General features: G+C 64.4%; 17 protein-coding genes. 8 read left to right on the forward strand and 9 right to left on the reverse strand.

Annotated features, from left to right (window positions below; translation table 11 throughout):
- Positions 1-42: 42 nt before the first annotated feature.
- Complete coding sequence (locus tag EKH55_RS10005) at positions 43-1092, reverse strand: LacI family DNA-binding transcriptional regulator (RefSeq protein ID WP_069457304.1); 1050 nt, start codon at positions 1090-1092, stop codon at positions 43-45.
- Positions 1093-1200: 108 nt separating this feature from the next.
- On the opposite strand from EKH55_RS10005, the gene EKH55_RS10010 reads away from it, so the two are divergent.
- From EKH55_RS10010 to EKH55_RS10030, 5 genes are all read left to right on the forward strand, one after another.
- On the forward strand, positions 1201-2295 hold the full coding sequence (locus tag EKH55_RS10010; RefSeq protein ID WP_069457303.1) for a fatty acid desaturase family protein: 1095 nt from the start codon (positions 1201-1203) through the stop codon (positions 2293-2295).
- A gap of 26 nt (positions 2296-2321) precedes the next feature.
- Positions 2322-2642 (forward strand): MocE family 2Fe-2S type ferredoxin, encoded by a 321-nt coding sequence (locus EKH55_RS10015; protein ID WP_069457302.1) that lies wholly within the window; start codon positions 2322-2324, stop codon positions 2640-2642.
- Between the two features lies 1 nt (position 2643).
- Positions 2644-3900 carry an NAD(P)/FAD-dependent oxidoreductase gene (locus EKH55_RS10020; protein ID WP_151611445.1) on the forward strand — a complete coding sequence of 419 codons (1257 nt, stop codon included), beginning with the start codon at positions 2644-2646 and terminating at the stop codon, positions 3898-3900.
- Positions 3897-4712, forward strand: a complete 816-nt coding sequence (locus EKH55_RS10025; RefSeq protein WP_069457300.1) for a 3-methyl-2-oxobutanoate hydroxymethyltransferase — start codon at positions 3897-3899, stop codon at positions 4710-4712. Before EKH55_RS10020 ends, EKH55_RS10025 begins: the two co-directional genes overlap by 4 nt.
- A gap of 96 nt (positions 4713-4808) precedes the next feature.
- A complete protein-coding gene (locus EKH55_RS10030) occupies positions 4809-5516 on the forward strand; it encodes a thermonuclease family protein (RefSeq protein ID WP_151611446.1) in 708 nt (235 codons plus the stop codon).
- A gap of 9 nt (positions 5517-5525) precedes the next feature.
- Here the strand turns inward: EKH55_RS10030 and EKH55_RS10035 are convergent, their stop codons facing one another.
- From EKH55_RS10035 to EKH55_RS10045, 3 genes are all read right to left on the reverse strand, one after another.
- Positions 5526-6422: an aminoglycoside phosphotransferase family protein gene (locus EKH55_RS10035; RefSeq protein ID WP_151611447.1), complete on the reverse strand. Its 897-nt coding sequence runs from the start codon at positions 6420-6422 to the stop codon at positions 5526-5528.
- 50 nt (positions 6423-6472) lie between these two features.
- Positions 6473-7756 carry an NAD(P)/FAD-dependent oxidoreductase gene (locus EKH55_RS10040; protein WP_069457298.1) on the reverse strand — a complete coding sequence of 428 codons (1284 nt, stop codon included), beginning with the start codon at positions 7754-7756 and terminating at the stop codon, positions 6473-6475.
- A 100-nt stretch (positions 7757-7856) separates the two neighbouring features.
- A complete protein-coding gene (locus tag EKH55_RS10045) occupies positions 7857-8321 on the reverse strand; it encodes an Lrp/AsnC family transcriptional regulator (protein ID WP_069457297.1) in 465 nt (154 codons plus the stop codon).
- 219 nt (positions 8322-8540) lie between these two features.
- Here EKH55_RS10045 and EKH55_RS10050 point away from each other — a divergent pair, with 219 nt between their 5' ends.
- Positions 8541-9278, forward strand: a complete 738-nt coding sequence (locus tag EKH55_RS10050) for an aspartate/glutamate racemase family protein (protein ID WP_151611448.1) — start codon at positions 8541-8543, stop codon at positions 9276-9278.
- A 13-nt stretch (positions 9279-9291) separates the two neighbouring features.
- On the opposite strand, the gene EKH55_RS10055 is transcribed toward EKH55_RS10050, so the two are convergent.
- Positions 9292-9636 carry a hypothetical protein gene (locus tag EKH55_RS10055; RefSeq protein ID WP_225191689.1) on the reverse strand — a complete coding sequence of 115 codons (345 nt, stop codon included), beginning with the start codon at positions 9634-9636 and terminating at the stop codon, positions 9292-9294.
- Between the two features lie 89 nt (positions 9637-9725).
- On the reverse strand, positions 9726-10127 hold the full coding sequence (locus EKH55_RS10060; protein ID WP_069457295.1) for a winged helix-turn-helix transcriptional regulator: 402 nt from the start codon (positions 10125-10127) through the stop codon (positions 9726-9728).
- A 146-nt stretch (positions 10128-10273) separates the two neighbouring features.
- Here EKH55_RS10060 and EKH55_RS10065 point away from each other — a divergent pair, with 146 nt between their 5' ends.
- Entirely contained in the window at positions 10274-11161 is an 888-nt protein-coding gene (locus EKH55_RS10065) for an NmrA family NAD(P)-binding protein (protein WP_151611449.1), read from the forward strand.
- Between the two features lie 152 nt (positions 11162-11313).
- Positions 11314-11925 (forward strand): 2-hydroxychromene-2-carboxylate isomerase, encoded by a 612-nt coding sequence (locus EKH55_RS10070; RefSeq protein WP_069457293.1) that lies wholly within the window; start codon positions 11314-11316, stop codon positions 11923-11925.
- 48 nt (positions 11926-11973) lie between these two features.
- Here the strand turns inward: EKH55_RS10070 and EKH55_RS10075 are convergent, their stop codons facing one another.
- The 3 genes from EKH55_RS10075 to bufB are packed head-to-tail and all read right to left on the reverse strand — an operon-like array spanning position 11974 to position 14198.
- On the reverse strand, positions 11974-12483 hold the full coding sequence (locus tag EKH55_RS10075; RefSeq protein WP_151611450.1) for a DoxX family protein: 510 nt from the start codon (positions 12481-12483) through the stop codon (positions 11974-11976).
- A gap of 1 nt (position 12484) precedes the next feature.
- Entirely contained in the window at positions 12485-13282 is a 798-nt protein-coding gene (locus EKH55_RS10080) for an HvfC/BufC N-terminal domain-containing protein (protein WP_151611451.1), read from the reverse strand.
- Positions 13269-14198, reverse strand: a complete 930-nt coding sequence (bufB, locus tag EKH55_RS10085; RefSeq protein ID WP_069457290.1) for an MNIO family bufferin maturase — start codon at positions 14196-14198, stop codon at positions 13269-13271. The genes EKH55_RS10080 and bufB overlap by 14 nt, the downstream gene beginning before the upstream one ends.
- Between the last annotated feature and the right edge of the window lie 17 nt (positions 14199-14215).

Consider the following 14215-nt stretch of genomic DNA (forward strand, 5'->3'; position numbering starts at 1 on the left):
CCACATCTCACTTGATGTCGGGCCCGAGCGACAATGCCCACATCAAACTGCATTTTCCGAGATGACTATGTCGAAGGGCAGCGCCTCGGGACGCGATAGCTCGCCGCCCGTGGTCCGGACCGCCGTGACCACTTCCTCTACCAGCTGTTGAGCGAAGGCCCGCACCGGGGTCGCGATCACCATTGACACCGTACCCGACAGCAGCGCCTGCCGCGAGACAGGCGTGATCTCATTGACGACGAGCGAGACCGCCTTTTCACGGCCGCGCGCCGCCAGAGCTTCGAGCGCGCCCTCGAAGCCGCCACTCGCGACATAGACACCGACCAGATCGTTGTGGCTGTCGAGAAGCTGCGAGGTCGCCAGGCGCACCGCGTCTGGAGACTCGGCAACCGCCGCCGTATCGACGATCTCGAACTGGGGACCTCGTTCGCGCATGTAGGAGCGGAAGCCAAGCTCGCGCATTTCCTGGGCGGCGAAGTGGTGGACGCCCGTTACCAGGGCGACCCGACCCGCGCGCCTGGCGGTGTGGGCAATGCCCCATGCGGCGGCGCGCCCAGCCTGGCGATTGTCGACTCCGACATAGGCGTGGCGGAAATCGACGGCGAAATCCGACAGGATGGAGAAGGTGAACACCTTGCGCTGGCGCAGGCCGAGAATCGCGTCGCGCAGGTCCGGACTGTCCGGCGCCATCATTGCAATCGCGTCGCAATGTGCGCCCATCTCGCGGGCAAGCCGAACCGCCTCGGCGGGCGAATTGTCGGCTTGATAATGGAATGCGAGTTCCACTTCGGCCGACAAATGGCGAGCTGCTGCCGCACGCAGCTCGGCCTCGATCCGCTGGTAGAAGGGATGGTGTCGCCGCCGGATCGCAACGCCGAGCCGCATGCGCTCGCGGGGCACCGGCGCGCGAGCGCGAAGGATCGGCAGCCCGTGATAGCCGAGCGTCCGCGCCGCGTCATAGACCAGTTGCGCCCGCTTGCCGCTGACCGGTGCTCGCCCGTTCAGCACCCTGTCGACTGTGGCGAGACTGACGCCGGCCGCGCGTGCGACGTCGGTGAGTGTGACGCGTTGCGTTCCGGCTTCTCGCTGCATGACAGTTTCTTTCATAGAAAGACGTATTTGAGAGGAAATATCATCCCGCGTTGAGAGCGACAATCTTTCGTTCGATGATCGTGCAATCGATCGCGCGAGGAGAAGACGATGTCGGACGGAAAGCAACGCGACTACAGCCTCGTCGGGCCGAGTTCGCGAGAAGCGGTCGCGGCTGGCCTGGCCACCGCCGAATGGTACCACACCGATATTCCGCGCAAGGCGATGAAATCGCTGATGCAACGCCGCGATGGCCCTGCGATCAGAGACACGCTGCTGTGGGTGGCGCTGCTGGTGGCAAGCGCAGCCGGCGGCATCTGGTTCAGCGGTTCGTGGATCGCGCTGCCTTTCTTCGCGCTCTACGGCGTGTTCTACGGCTCTGCTTCGGATTCTCGCTGGCACGAATGCGGCCACGGCACTGCCTTCCGCACGTTCTGGATGAACGACCTGGTGTACCAGGTCGCCAGTTTCATGATCATGCGCGAGCCGGAGGTAACCCGCTGGAGCCACGCCCGGCACCACACGGACACGCTGATCGTCGGCCGCGATCCGGAAATCGCTGTCAAGCGTCCGCCCAATCTGCCACTGATCCTGGTGAGCTTCTTTGCCGTTGGCGGGGTCTGGAACACCACGATCTCGGTGATCCGCCACAGCCTTGGGCGACTCACGCAGGACGAGATCGAATTCATCCCCGAAAGCATGAGGCCAGCCGTGTTCAGGACGGCGCGCGTCTGGCTGGCGATCCATGCCGGGACCGCCGCATTGTCGCTGGCGCTGGGAAGCTGGTTTCCGGTCCTGCTGATCGGCGCGCTGCCAACCATCTACGGCGCCTGGTTGGCGAGACTGTTCGATCTCACCCAGCACGCGGGTCTTGCCGAGGATGTGCTCGACCATCGTCTGAACTCACGCACGGTACTGATGAACCCGCTGTTCCGCTTCGTCTACTGGAACATGAATTACCACGTCGAGCACCACATGTTCCCCATGGTGCCCTACTACGCACTGCCGCAGCTTCACGAGTTGATGAAGCACGATGTGCCGACACCGTGTCCAAGTCTTTGGGCTGCCTACCGGGAAATCGTGCCGGCGGTATTGCGGCAGGTGCGCGACCCCAACCACCACATCAAGCGCGAATTGCCGGCCACCGCCAAATCGTATCGCCACGAGCTTCACAATCTCGTGGTGATGCCGCAGCCCGCCCAGTAACCACAACAGCTTCGGAGTTTAGCGCCATGTCTGAACATGACTGGATTGACGTCTGCGGCGTGGATGACATCGACGAAGAAGACGTCATCCGCTTCGACCATGGAGGCAAGACATACGCCATCTATCGTGACCCGGACGGCGCCTTCTTCGCCACGGACGGCCTGTGCACGCACGAACAAGTGTCGCTCGCAGATGGGCTGGTGATGGACCACGTGATCGAATGCCCCAAGCACAACGGTCGGTTCGACTACCGCAGCGGCAAGGCCCTGAGTGGTCCGGTCTGCGTGAACCTCGGCGTCTATCCTGTCGCGCTCGATGGCGGCAGGGTCAAGATCGCGGTCGCCTGAGATGACCGCGCGCGGCATGGTGATCGTCGGCGCCGGCGAGGCTGGATGCGCAGCCGCGCTCGGCCTGCGAGCCCGCGGCTATGAGGGGACCGTGACCCTCGTCGGCGACGAAGTGCACGAGCCCTATGAGAGGCCGCCGCTTTCCAAGCCGGGGGCTGACGGTCGTGAAATCGAGGCGAAACCGATCATCACCCGCGCCTTGCTCGACTTGGCCGGTATCTCGTTCGTTTCGGGCCGGCAGGCGGTGTCGATCGACAGGGCGGCGCGATCGGTGGCTTTCCGGGATGGGAGCACGCTGGACTATGACGTGCTGTTGCTGGCGACCGGCGCAAGCCCCCGCCGCCCAAACGCATGGCCACGAAGCGAGCGCATCATGACCCTACGCACGCTGGATGACGCCCGCCGATTTCACCGCACCGTGCGGTCGGGGTTGCGGCTCGTCATGATCGGCGCTGGCTTCATCGGCCTCGAACTGGCGGCGGTCGCGCGACAATCCGGCGCGCTGGTCGTCGTGGTAGAGGCGCAGGATCGCATCCTGAAACGGGCCGTGCCGGCGGCGATTGCGGACATCATCGCCGGTCGGCACGCCGAGGCAGGCGTGCGCATCGTGACCGGCGCGCGCATCGATGCCGTCGAGGCCGAGCCATCAATGGTTACGATCCGGCTCGCGAGCGGGGAGACGGTGCAGGCCGATCTCGTGATTATCGGCGTCGGCGCGTCGCCTGACGATGCGCTTGCGCGCGCCTGCGGTCTGGCGTGCGACGACGGCATCGTGGTCGACGCCCACCTGGCTACGAGTGACCCCCACATCTTCGCGGCAGGCGACTGCTGCCGCTTTCCGCTTCAATTGCTCGGGGGCCGGCACACGCGACTGGAAAGCTGGCGCAACGCCCGGCAACAGGGCGAGCATGCGGCTTCATCGATGCTTGGAGACAACGCGCCGTTCAATGCCGCGCCGTGGTTCTGGACGGACCAATACGAGCTCGGGCTTCAGGTGACGGGGTTGGCAGATCCTGCCGCCGAATCGATCGAGCGCAGACTAGGCGAGTCCGGCATTGCCCTATTCCAGCTCGCAGTGGACGGCCGGTTGATCGCTGCCTCGGCGGTCGGTCCGGGCACGAGCGTCGCCAAGGAAATCAAGATCGCCGAGCAAATGATCCTGGGCGGCTGTCGCCCCGATCCTGTGCTGCTCGCCGACAGCAGTGTCAGCCTCAGATCGCTCATGCGGTCCGCACAGCCCGCGGAGGGGAAATCATGATCAGCAGAAAGATGACGGTGGCCGACCTGCGGGCACTGAAAGGCAAACGCCAACTCGTCATGTTGCGCGTCGAGACTGCCGAGGACGCCGCCGCCGCCGAGCAGGCCGGCATCGACATGATTTCGGTGCCTCCGAGCCTGCTCACACATCCGGATTTCCGAGACGCGGCGCCCTCGCTATTTTGCGTGGCCAGCCTGAGCTATGGCATGTACGCGACGGCGAAGGAGTATCTGCGTGCTGCCTTCGAAGCGCGCCGCGCCGGAGCCGATGCGGTCTACTGTGCTGCCAGCTTGCGCATCGTCAGACGTCTTGCCGAGGAACGCATTCCGGTCTGCGGCCATGTCGGGATGATCCCCTCCCAGATCACCTGGACGGGCGGCTTCAAGGCAGTCGGTAAGACGGTCGAGAGTGCGATGGAAATCTGGCGCAACGTTACGGAGCTCGAAATGGCCGGCGCGGTGATGGCCGAAATCGAAGTGGTTCCGGAGTCTGTTGCCGCCGAAATCTGCAGCCGAACCTCGCTCATATTGATGTCGATGGGAGCTGGAGCCGGGTGCGATGGCCAGTACATGTTTGCAGTCGACATCTTAGGATCGCACAAGGGCCACTATCCGCGCCACTCGAAGACCTACCGCAATTTCGCTGCCGAGTACGACCGGCTCCAGTCGGAGCGCATAGGTGCGTTTCGAGACTTCGCCGATGACGTGGCTCGCGGAACATATCCAGCCCCCGGGCACGTCGTTCCGTTGGATGGCGAGATCCTGGCGGAATTTGTCAGGAAACTCAGCGAGTCAAATGGCAACAGTCGGTAATACCGCTTATGCCGGTCTGCTCCGACTGTCGCCGTCCCGCAACCTTTCAGCAACTCCTCGCCTCGATAATGCCCGCGCAATCGAGGACCGAATCGGATGGCCAAGGCAAATACCAGGAAGCGCAGGCGCAGCACGAAACGGAAGAGCAGCCGGGACGGCATGGCGCCGTGGTACCTTGCCGCGGTCGCTCTCATCGGCGGCATCGTCGCGCACGAGCATTGGGAAAAATTCAGTCGACTGCCGGGCGGGCGGGAGGTGGTGGCTCTGCTCTCCGAACCCGAAACGAAGCCGAAGCCGAAGCCCCCGACGCCTCGCATCGTCCGGCCGCAGGAGCATACCGGCTCGATCGCTCCGAAGCCCAAAGTGGCCGTGCCGCCGCCGATGGAAAGGCCCGTGGAACAGGCGGCGCCATTGCCGACCGGCCGCTCTGCCGACAGCACCACCTTCTATTTCTGCGGCATTCGTCACGACAATTGCGTGATCGATGGCGATTCCTTCCTCTTCAATGGCGAAAGAATCCTGATCGCCGATATTGACGCGCCGGAAACGAAGCTTGCGAAATGCGACGAGGAGCGCTCGCGCGGCGCGCACGCCAAGGCCCGGCTCAGAGAATTGCTGAACGCCGGCCAGTTCACGGTGGTCGATGCGCCGGCGGGTTTTGTCGACGGGGAAGCCGGCAAGCGACGGCTGGTGACGAGAAACGGAAGGTCGATTGGGGGCATTCTGCTTGCCGAGGGTCTGGTACGCAAACGGACCGCTCGGCCGGCCGCCTGGTGCGGCACGACGGCCCGCGTTTCGGGTTGACGAGACACGTCAGCGCGCGTGATCGGAGAGAACCTCTGCGATGAGGCACCGAGATCGCTCGATTTCGAGCCGATCATTGCCCATCATGCCGGCAGCGACAATCATCGCCTTCCAGAGAGTCCAGGCGCGCCCGCGCGTCCAGGTCCCTTCGTCGAGGGGAAGCACTGCGCGAAAAACCTCGCGGCTCTCGCCCTTGAACATCGTCCAGGCGATCGATAGGTCGCAGGCGGGGTCCCCGACGCCCGATGTGCCGAAGTCGATGACGGCGCTCAAGCGGCCGCCCTCCACCAGGAGATTGCCGGAGGCGACGTCGCCGTGGAACCAGACCGGGGAGCCGCTCCATTCGCTGGAAAGCGCCTCCTCCCACAGATCCCGCGCCGCGGCCGTATCGATCGTGCCGTCGAGCGCATCGAGCGCCCGGCGGGTCTGCTCGTCATAGACCGCCAGCGGCCCGCCGCGAAAGAAGTTGTGCGCACCCGGCGGCGGACCGCCATCCGCATCGATCGCCTGCAATTTTATGAGGAATGCGGCAAGCGCTGCGGCAAAGGCGGTGACATCGTCGATGACGGCATGGGTGGCGATCTCGCCTTCGCGCCATCGATAGACAGACCAGGGCCAGGGGTAGCCCTCGCCTGGACGTCCCAAGGCCAGTGGCGCGGGGATAGGCAGCGGCAGATGCGGCGCCAGAAGCGGCAGCCAGCGCTGCTCCTTCTCCACCTGCCGCACGTAGTGCGCAGCGCTCGGCAGTCGCACCGTCATGTGATCGCCGAGACGGAACGTCCGATTGTCCCAGCCGCCGAAGGCGACGGGCCTTACCGGCAGATCGGTCCATTGCGGGAACTGCTCCGCAACCAGGCGCCGGACCAGCGGCACATCGATCACGATCTCTTCGGCAGGGGATGACATGGCGAGACAACCTGTCGCTGAAAACCAACGCAGATCTTGCACGTCAAGCGTCAATCCCGCAACTCTACGGCCTCCACGTCCTCTGTTTCCTTCTGCGTGATCAAGCGGGCGCTGTGCTGGCCGCTCAGAAAGGTCCACAGCCAGCTCCAGGCGACCGCGAAACGGCTGCGGGTGCCGATCAGGAAATAAATGTGGGCGATGCCCCAGATCCACCAGGCGAGCGCACCCTTGAGCTTGATGCGGCCGAAATCGATGATGGCGGCGCGCCTGCCGATGGTGGCGAGGCTTCCCTGGTGGCGATAGCGGAACGGACCCGGCGCCGACCTTCCTTCGAGCCTGGCCCGGATCGTTTTGGCGACGAAAGCGCCCTGCTGCTTGGCGGCGGGCGCGATGCCCGGCACCGGCTTGCCGTCGGCCCGACTGACCGACGCGGTATCACCGATGACGAAGACCTCCGGATAGTCCGGCGCCGTCAGGTCCTTCCCGACCAGCGCGCGACCGGCGCGGTCGGCCGGAATGCCGAGCCAGTGCGCGGCGGGCGAAGCCTGAACGCCGGCCGCCCAGACGAGCGTGCAGCTCGGCACGAAGCGATCGCCGATCATCACGCCGGCAGCGCTGCAATCGGTCACCGGCGTTCCGGTCAGCACCTCGACGCCGAGCTCTTTCAATTCGCGCCCGGCATAGCCGGAAAGCGCTTCACTGAATGCGGGAAGAATGCGCGATCCCGCTTCTACGAGCACGATCCGCGCCCGACGCGTATCGATCCGGCGAAACTCGGGCGGCAAGATCCTGTGGGCCATTTCGGCGATGATGCCCGCAAGCTCGACCCCGGTCGGCCCGGCGCCGATAATGGTGAAGGTCAGCAGCGCATCGCGCCTCTCCGGATCCTGCTCGAGTTCCGCCCGCTCGAAGGCCAGGAGAATGCGGCGGCGAATGGTGGTCGCATCCTCGAGCGTCTTCAGCCCGGGCGCCACCGCTGCCCACTCGTCGTGGCCGAAATAGGCGTGGGTCGCGCCGGTCGCCAGGACCAGCGTGTCATAGGTAATCGCCTGCCCGCTTTCGAGCGAGACAGTCCGGGCAACGGGATCGACCCCGATCACTTCGCCGAGAAGCGTCGTCACCTCAGGGCGGTCCCGGTAGAGGCGGCGGATCGGCCAGGCGATTTCGGAGGTCGCCAGCACCGTCGTCGCGACCTGGTAGAGCAGCGGCTGGAACAGATGATGGTTGCGCCGGTCGATCAGGGTGATCCGAACCGCCGCGCCCTTGAGGTCATTGACCAGCTGCAACCCGCCAAAGCCGCCACCGACGACGACGACATGATGTCCTTCCGACATGGCTCCTGCCTCGCTTTCCGGATCAGCCTGCCTGCTCGAAGGCGAGGACGCAACCTCCAGTTCGGCAAGAGTTCCATGCCGGAGAAGCAAAGCTCATCTATCATTCGGCGTAGTCGACCGGCACGGCCGTGCCGCTTTTCAGCACTTCCATAGAAATCGAGGCGGAGACGTCGAAGAGCTCCACCTTCCGGACGATCTGTTTGTAGACGACGTCGTAATGCTCGACGCGCGGCAGCACGACCTTGACGATATAGTCATAATTGCCGGTCAGCCGATGCACTTCGACGATCTCGGGTATGTCGCTGATCACCCGCCGGAATTTCTCGATCCACTCATCCGAATGGTGCGCGGTCTTGATAAGCGCGAAAAGCGTCGTCGGTACACCCATCTTTTCCCGATCGAGCACCACGATCCGCCGCGCGACATAACCCGCTTCCTCCAGCCGCTGGATGCGGCGTGAACAGGCGGAAAGCGAAAGGTTCACGCGATCGGCAAGGTCGCCCATGGCGACGCTCGCATCCTCCTGCAGAAGCATGAGCAGCTTTCGGTCCCTGTCGTCCAGCACGCTCACCACTCCTCACGAACCAAAATAACGCGCTGATTGTTTGCACAAAATATTCACATTGCGCAACTTACTTGCGCGATTTGACCTGGTTACGCCCCTAAAACGCAAACACATTCCGGCAGCGCCGCGCCATAATCCGTTCGTCAAACCGGGTTGCAGTGGCAACGCTCACTCCGACTTTCGGTTCCGACGCTGCAATCGAAAACCAGGGGACGAGAGATGGCAAGGCGGAAAATCGGGGAATTGCGCAAGATCGGCCTGATCGGCGGCATGAGCTTTGAAAGCTCGGCAATCTACTATCGAATGGTCAACGAGGCCGTTCGCGCCCGGCTCGGCGCGCTGCACTCTGCCGAAGTCCTTCTCCACTCCTTCGATTTCCAGCGGATCGTCGACCTGCAGAAGGCCGGCCGCTGGGATGAGGCCGCCCGGCGCCTCTCCGAAGTCGCGCGAGGGCTGGAGTCGGCCGGCGCCGAGTGCGTGCTGATCTGCACCAACACCATGCATCTGATCGCGGACGCCGTTCAGGCGGCAGTCGGCGTGCCGCTCATAAACATCATCGACGAGACCGCGCTTCGGTTGAAGGCGGCCGAATGCCGCAAGCCGCTGCTGCTTGCCACGCGCTATACGATGGAACACGGCTTCTATGCCGAGCGCATGCGCGCGCACGGCATAGATGTGATGGTACCGGACGCCGAGGGACGCACGCTCACCCACAATGTCATATTCGACGAGCTCTGCGCCGGCCGCGTGCTGGACGCCTCGCGCGAGGCGCTTAGCGCATTGATCGAACAGGCGAAGTCGGCCGGCGCCGATGCCGTGATCCTCGGCTGCACCGAAATCTGCCTGATCCTCGACCCCGCCCGCCTGCCCCTGCGTGGCTTCGATTCCACTGCGATCCATGCCGAGGCCGCCGTCGAATTTGCCCTTGGCGCGGAGAGGATGCACGCCGCAGCCTGATATGAGACCGCCTTCAAGCGCCGTCTGGGGGCGCGAAGAAGCAGTTCATGTGATCTTCCGTCGGGTGCAGGCAGATGTGATAATCGCCGTCTCCTGACGGAATCTCATCCCCATAGGGGATCAGGAACATATGCTCCCTCGTCACCCTATAGTGGTCTCCGGGGCCGAGGATGACCAAAAACCCATGCTTTCCCTTCCGGACAGTGCCGCCCGGAATGCGCTGGCAGTCGCCGCCCTGATTACTCCCCTTGCAACAGGCCGGCGGGTACGCCCAGCCGCGTTCCGTATAATGCCCATGACCAGCGGCAGGGAAGGTGCCGATGGCGGCGGCGACAAGCAAGGCGGACCTGCGTGCCATTGGACGACTCCGATCAAGGGAGCGACCATCATTCGATACAGCGATTTTACGCCATCTGCTATTTTACGCCATCACGCCCGGACCGCTATTCACGCCACGTCGAACTCCGCACGCGCCCGGCGGATCGCTGCGTGATTTTCCACCGACCAGTCGACGAATAGTCTCAGCACCGAAAGGAACGAGCGGCCCAGATCGGTCAGGCCGTATTCGACGCTCGGCGGCTGCGTCGGGTAGACGGTGCGGCTCAAATAGCCGTCGCGCTGCAGGTCGCGCAGCGTCTGCGTCAGCATGCGCTGCGATATGTCCGGGATGAGCCGCCGAAGTTCGGAAAAGCGCAAGGGACCATCGGCCAGCGTCAGGATCATCAGCGAATTCCATTTGCCGCCTATGTGATCCATCACGTCACGCACCGGGCAATTGTCCATGTCCATCGGCACCCCGCCGACGAGGATTGCCCGCCTGCCCTCAACCTTCCCCGTCGCCTCGTTCATGACGGTTCCCTTTCCGTAACCACAGCAGAAAAAACTGCCTCCTTTACAGCTCTTACCAGATTACGGGATAAGAGCAACTCTCAAAAAGAGACCAGCATTCGTCATGAGCCCATAGACGCGGCTGGAGAGAAACGGAAAGGTAGACCATGGCTGAAACATTGCTCGTGACCGGTGCAGCAGGTCAGTTCGGCAGGCTTGTGCTCGATGCGCTCCTTGCCGCCGGCAAGACGAATCCCGCCAATATCATCGCCACCAGCCGCGACGCGGCCAAGCTAGCCGATTACGCCGCGCGGGGCGTGGAGACGCGCAGCGCCGACTTCGACGATCCCGCCTCGCTCGACACGGCCTTTGCCGGCGCCGACCGCATCCTGATCGTCTCGACCGACGTGCTGGACCAGCCTGGCAAGCGGCTGAAGCAGCACCTCGCCGCCGTCGCAGCCGCGAAGAAGGCAGGCGTCAAGCACATCCTCTATACCTCCATGCCGAACCCGGACCAATCGGTGATCCCCTTTGCCGCCGATCATCTCGGCACCGAAAACGCCATCAGGGCGACCGGCATCCCCCACACGATCCTGCGCAATGCCTGGTACATGGAAAACCTGTTCCTGGCGCTGCCGCATGCGCTCGCAAGCGGGCAATGGTTCTCGTCCGCCGGCAACGGCCGCATCTCGCACGTCGCCCGCGCCGATCTCGCCAGGGCCGCGGCTGCCGCACTGGAAGCGGGATCGAGCGAAAGCCGCACCTACACGCTGACCGGCTCTGGGGCCCGCACCACGGAAGAGATCGCCGCTCTCGCCGCCGCGGCGACGGGCAGGAAGCTGGATGTGGTCCAGATTTCCGACGAAGCGCTGGCGGGCGGCCTGAAGGGCGCCGGCCTGCCGGACTTCCTCGTCCCCATTCTGGTCTCCTTCGACGCCAACACCCGCGAGGGCCATTTCGATGTCGTCACCGACGATGTCGCCACCCTCACCGGCAAGGCCCCGCTCGGCCTCTCCGCCTTCCTCGAGGCGAACAAGGCCGCACTGGCGCAATGACCTGACCATGCAACGAGGATGGGCCCGGCCGGATCTGCCGGGCCTGTCGCTTACCCGACTTTGACGCCGAAGAGCCCACCCCCGCCACCCTCTCGCCTCAGCGCACCGTTATGCTCGCTATTGCTTGGTTTCGCGAGACGGGAGGAAGGACGATGCCGGCACCGCTCGATTTCTGGTTTTCGATAGGAAGTCCCTACACCTTTCTGGCCGTGATGCGGCTATCCGAGATCGCCGAAAGGGCGGCGGTCGAGGTTCGTTGGCGCGCCTTCGACGCTCGCGCAATCCAGGTCGAGGCGAACGATGCTCCTTTCGCCGACAGGCCGCTGAAGGCCACCTACATGTGGCGCGACATCGAAAGACAGGCGGCGAGATTCGGCCTGACCGTCCGCTTGCCGATCCCCTATCCGCTCGCCGAATTCGAACGGGCGAACCGCGTGGCCGCGCTCGCCGCCGGCGAAGGCTGGTGCCCCGCCTATGCGATCGCCAGCTACCGGCACTGGTTCGTCGACCGCGAGCCGGCCGGCGGCGAACCGAACCTCTCGGCGAGCATCAGGGAAGCGGGCCAGGACCCGGCTCGCGTGCTGGGACTGGCAAACTCGGAAGCCGGAATTGCGACGCTGGATGCCGCGACCAATGAAGCGAGAGAGATCGGCATCTTCGGCTCGCCTTCCTTCGTCGCCGACGGCGAACTGTTCTGGGGTCACGATCGCCTGGAAGATGCCATCGCATGGCAACACAACCTCGACCAAGGGAACCCGGGGTAGTGCGTGGTGGTGGAGGACGGGCACGCCGGATGAAGGGCAAAAATCTGCTCACGCCTTTCCCGCTCTCGCGCCGAGCCACCCATCCGCCGACAACTTCCCGGCTCCCCAGGTGACGATGGCAAGCGCCATCGCCGCCCAGGTCAGGTGAATCGGCCATCCATCCGGCACGGTGAGCTGAATGACGATGGTCATCGCCAGCAGTCCGAGCGCGGCAAGTCGGGTTGCAAGTCCCAGCACCAGCAGGGTCGGCAGCAGCACCTCGGCGCAGGCGACCACGAATGCCATCATGGCCGGCGCCGGATAGTCATAGGGCCCGCCCGGCAGATGCAGTTTGAACTCCGATGTGAAGAGAAGAACGGCAGTATCGTTCAGTTGCAGGAAGCCATCCCACTTGCTCATTCCGGAGCGCCAGAAGGGGACGGCCAGGCCGAAGCGCAAGGCAAGCTGGGCAAGGGATGCGGGCGCCAGGGCGGCAACGAGACCATCGATGCGGCCGAGCCAGCCGGCCCACCCTCCGGCCTCGGGGTTATCGAAGAGCTTTCGTATGGATGTCAGCATCTCATCCTCCATGGCGGATCGCCGCGAAGGCGCCCGCCTCGAGCATCGTGCGGATGGCGGCCGCGGGATCGAAATCCGCGTTTACCGCGCCTGCCGCGGAGGCCGCACGCTCCATCGTCTCCCCCGCGACCAGGCCGCCGAGAAACCGGTCGGCGCCCGGCGCAAGACGGCGCACCTCCACGTCGAGCGCCGGCCGCGTCACCAGAGCGCTCTCCGCGGCCGTCGTTTCGATCCGTCCAACCGGCCCACTGGCCCGGTTCACCGAAAAGATCGTCACCGCCGGATAGGCGGAGCGCACGATGCGCGTCGCCGGATGCGCTTCGAAGACGAGGTCCCCAAGCCGGTCCGGCGGCACCGCGGCAAGCTCGGCCGGCGACAGCACGGCACCGTCCGCCGCGTGATAGGCGTCGAGCCAGGCCCGCTCGATCCGCGCCACATCCGCCAGCCACGGCATGGATTGCGCATATTCGTAACGTTCGATGAAATCGGGAAAATCCCGGCCGTATTCGAAGAGAAGCGGCGATGTCGGCGGCGTCTCGCGAACGTGGAACCGCGCCATGGCGCGAAAGAACGCCTCTCCCGTGATGCGCAGGGTCGCCGGATATATGTCCGCGAGCGCGTTCATGAGACTGACGGTCACATTGTTGCGATAGACATTGAAGCGTCTGTCGGCCGCTTTGCCGTTCGGGCCGGCGACGAAGCCGGGCGTCGCGCAAGAAGGATCGAGCAGTCCGGACGTTAAGCCCTCCGCATAGCGGCCGCAGGCGGGTTCGGGCGACGATAAGCTAACCGAGCGCATGCATCTTCTCCTGTCCGAAGCTCGCCGCATGCCGGTCGAGGATCGACTGCGCCGCCTTCGCCTCGGCCTTCAAAACCGGCCAGTCGGGAATGGCGCTATCCCATTCGATGAGCGTCGGGATCGGGCCGCAGCGGCCGATGACGATGTCGAAGAGCCTCCACACCGCATCGGCGACCGGGCCGTCGTGGCTGTCGATCAAAAGAAGGTCGCCCTCGTCGTCCTGCTGCTCCGCGTGTCCGGCGAGGTGGATCTCGCCGACATCTTCGAGCGGATAGTCCGAAAGATAGTCGAGAGCGGAAAAACCGTGATTGGTCGCCGAGACGAAGACATTGTTGACGTCGAGCAGCAGGCCGCAGCCGGTGCGCCTGACGATCTCGCGGATGAAGGCGGTCTCGCTCATCGTCGATTCCTTGAACAGGAGGTAGGTCGAGGGATTTTCGATGAGGAGCCGCCGTCCGATCGCCTCCTGGACCTCGTCGATATGCTCCGAGACGCGCCGCAAGGTGGCCTCCGTATAGGGCAGCGGCAAGAGGTCGTTGTAATAGGCCGTGCTGTGAGTCGACCAGGCGAGATGCTCGGAGACGAGTTGCGGCTCGTATCGTTCGACAAGCGCCGCAAAGCGGGCGAGATGGGCCTTGTCCAGCGGCTGCGGACCGCCGATAGACATCGCGACGCCGTGGAGCGAGACGGGATGGTCCTCGCGGATGCGGAGAAGCGCCGCATGCGGCGGGCCGCCCGCGCCCATGTAGTTTTCGGCATGTACCTCGAAGAACCCGCGATCCTGCTCTTCGTCCGCAAGGATGGACGGCAGGTGCTGGTGCTTGAAGCTGGTGCCGGCCAGGCCGTCGATCGCGTGAGCCGGAAAGCGAAGGCCGGCCGACGCGCCGCGATCCGGGTGAATTGCCAATTCGGGCATCGATGCCTCCACTTTCC

Source organism: Sinorhizobium alkalisoli (genome assembly GCF_008932245.1).
Taxonomy (GTDB): domain Bacteria; phylum Pseudomonadota; class Alphaproteobacteria; order Rhizobiales; family Rhizobiaceae; genus Sinorhizobium; species Sinorhizobium alkalisoli.

What these genes read in the sequence shown, in the direction of transcription:
- EKH55_RS10020 (WP_151611445.1), top strand. Translation starts at nt 2,644, where the DNA reads ATGACCGCGCGCGGCATGGTGATCGTCGGCGCCGGCGAGGCTGGATGC.
- EKH55_RS10050 (WP_151611448.1), top strand. Translation starts at nt 8,541, where the DNA reads ATGGCAAGGCGGAAAATCGGGGAATTGCGCAAGATCGGCCTGATCGGC.
- EKH55_RS10080 (WP_151611451.1), bottom strand. Translation starts at nt 13,282, where the DNA reads ATGCGCTCGGTTAGCTTATCGTCGCCCGAACCCGCCTGCGGCCGCTAT.
- EKH55_RS10065 (WP_151611449.1), top strand. Translation starts at nt 10,274, where the DNA reads ATGGCTGAAACATTGCTCGTGACCGGTGCAGCAGGTCAGTTCGGCAGG.
- EKH55_RS10040 (WP_069457298.1), bottom strand. Translation starts at nt 7,756, where the DNA reads ATGTCGGAAGGACATCATGTCGTCGTCGTCGGTGGCGGCTTTGGCGGG.
- EKH55_RS10005 (WP_069457304.1), bottom strand. Translation starts at nt 1,092, where the DNA reads ATGCAGCGAGAAGCCGGAACGCAACGCGTCACACTCACCGACGTCGCA.
- EKH55_RS10010 (WP_069457303.1), top strand. Translation starts at nt 1,201, where the DNA reads ATGTCGGACGGAAAGCAACGCGACTACAGCCTCGTCGGGCCGAGTTCG.
- EKH55_RS10055 (WP_225191689.1), bottom strand. Translation starts at nt 9,636, where the DNA reads ATGGCACGCAGGTCCGCCTTGCTTGTCGCCGCCGCCATCGGCACCTTC.
- EKH55_RS10015 (WP_069457302.1), top strand. Translation starts at nt 2,322, where the DNA reads ATGTCTGAACATGACTGGATTGACGTCTGCGGCGTGGATGACATCGAC.
- EKH55_RS10035 (WP_151611447.1), bottom strand. Translation starts at nt 6,422, where the DNA reads ATGTCATCCCCTGCCGAAGAGATCGTGATCGATGTGCCGCTGGTCCGG.
- EKH55_RS10060 (WP_069457295.1), bottom strand. Translation starts at nt 10,127, where the DNA reads ATGAACGAGGCGACGGGGAAGGTTGAGGGCAGGCGGGCAATCCTCGTC.
- bufB (WP_069457290.1), bottom strand. Translation starts at nt 14,198, where the DNA reads ATGCCCGAATTGGCAATTCACCCGGATCGCGGCGCGTCGGCCGGCCTT.
- EKH55_RS10030 (WP_151611446.1), top strand. Translation starts at nt 4,809, where the DNA reads ATGGCCAAGGCAAATACCAGGAAGCGCAGGCGCAGCACGAAACGGAAG.
- EKH55_RS10070 (WP_069457293.1), top strand. Translation starts at nt 11,314, where the DNA reads ATGCCGGCACCGCTCGATTTCTGGTTTTCGATAGGAAGTCCCTACACC.
- EKH55_RS10075 (WP_151611450.1), bottom strand. Translation starts at nt 12,483, where the DNA reads ATGCTGACATCCATACGAAAGCTCTTCGATAACCCCGAGGCCGGAGGG.
- EKH55_RS10025 (WP_069457300.1), top strand. Translation starts at nt 3,897, where the DNA reads ATGATCAGCAGAAAGATGACGGTGGCCGACCTGCGGGCACTGAAAGGC.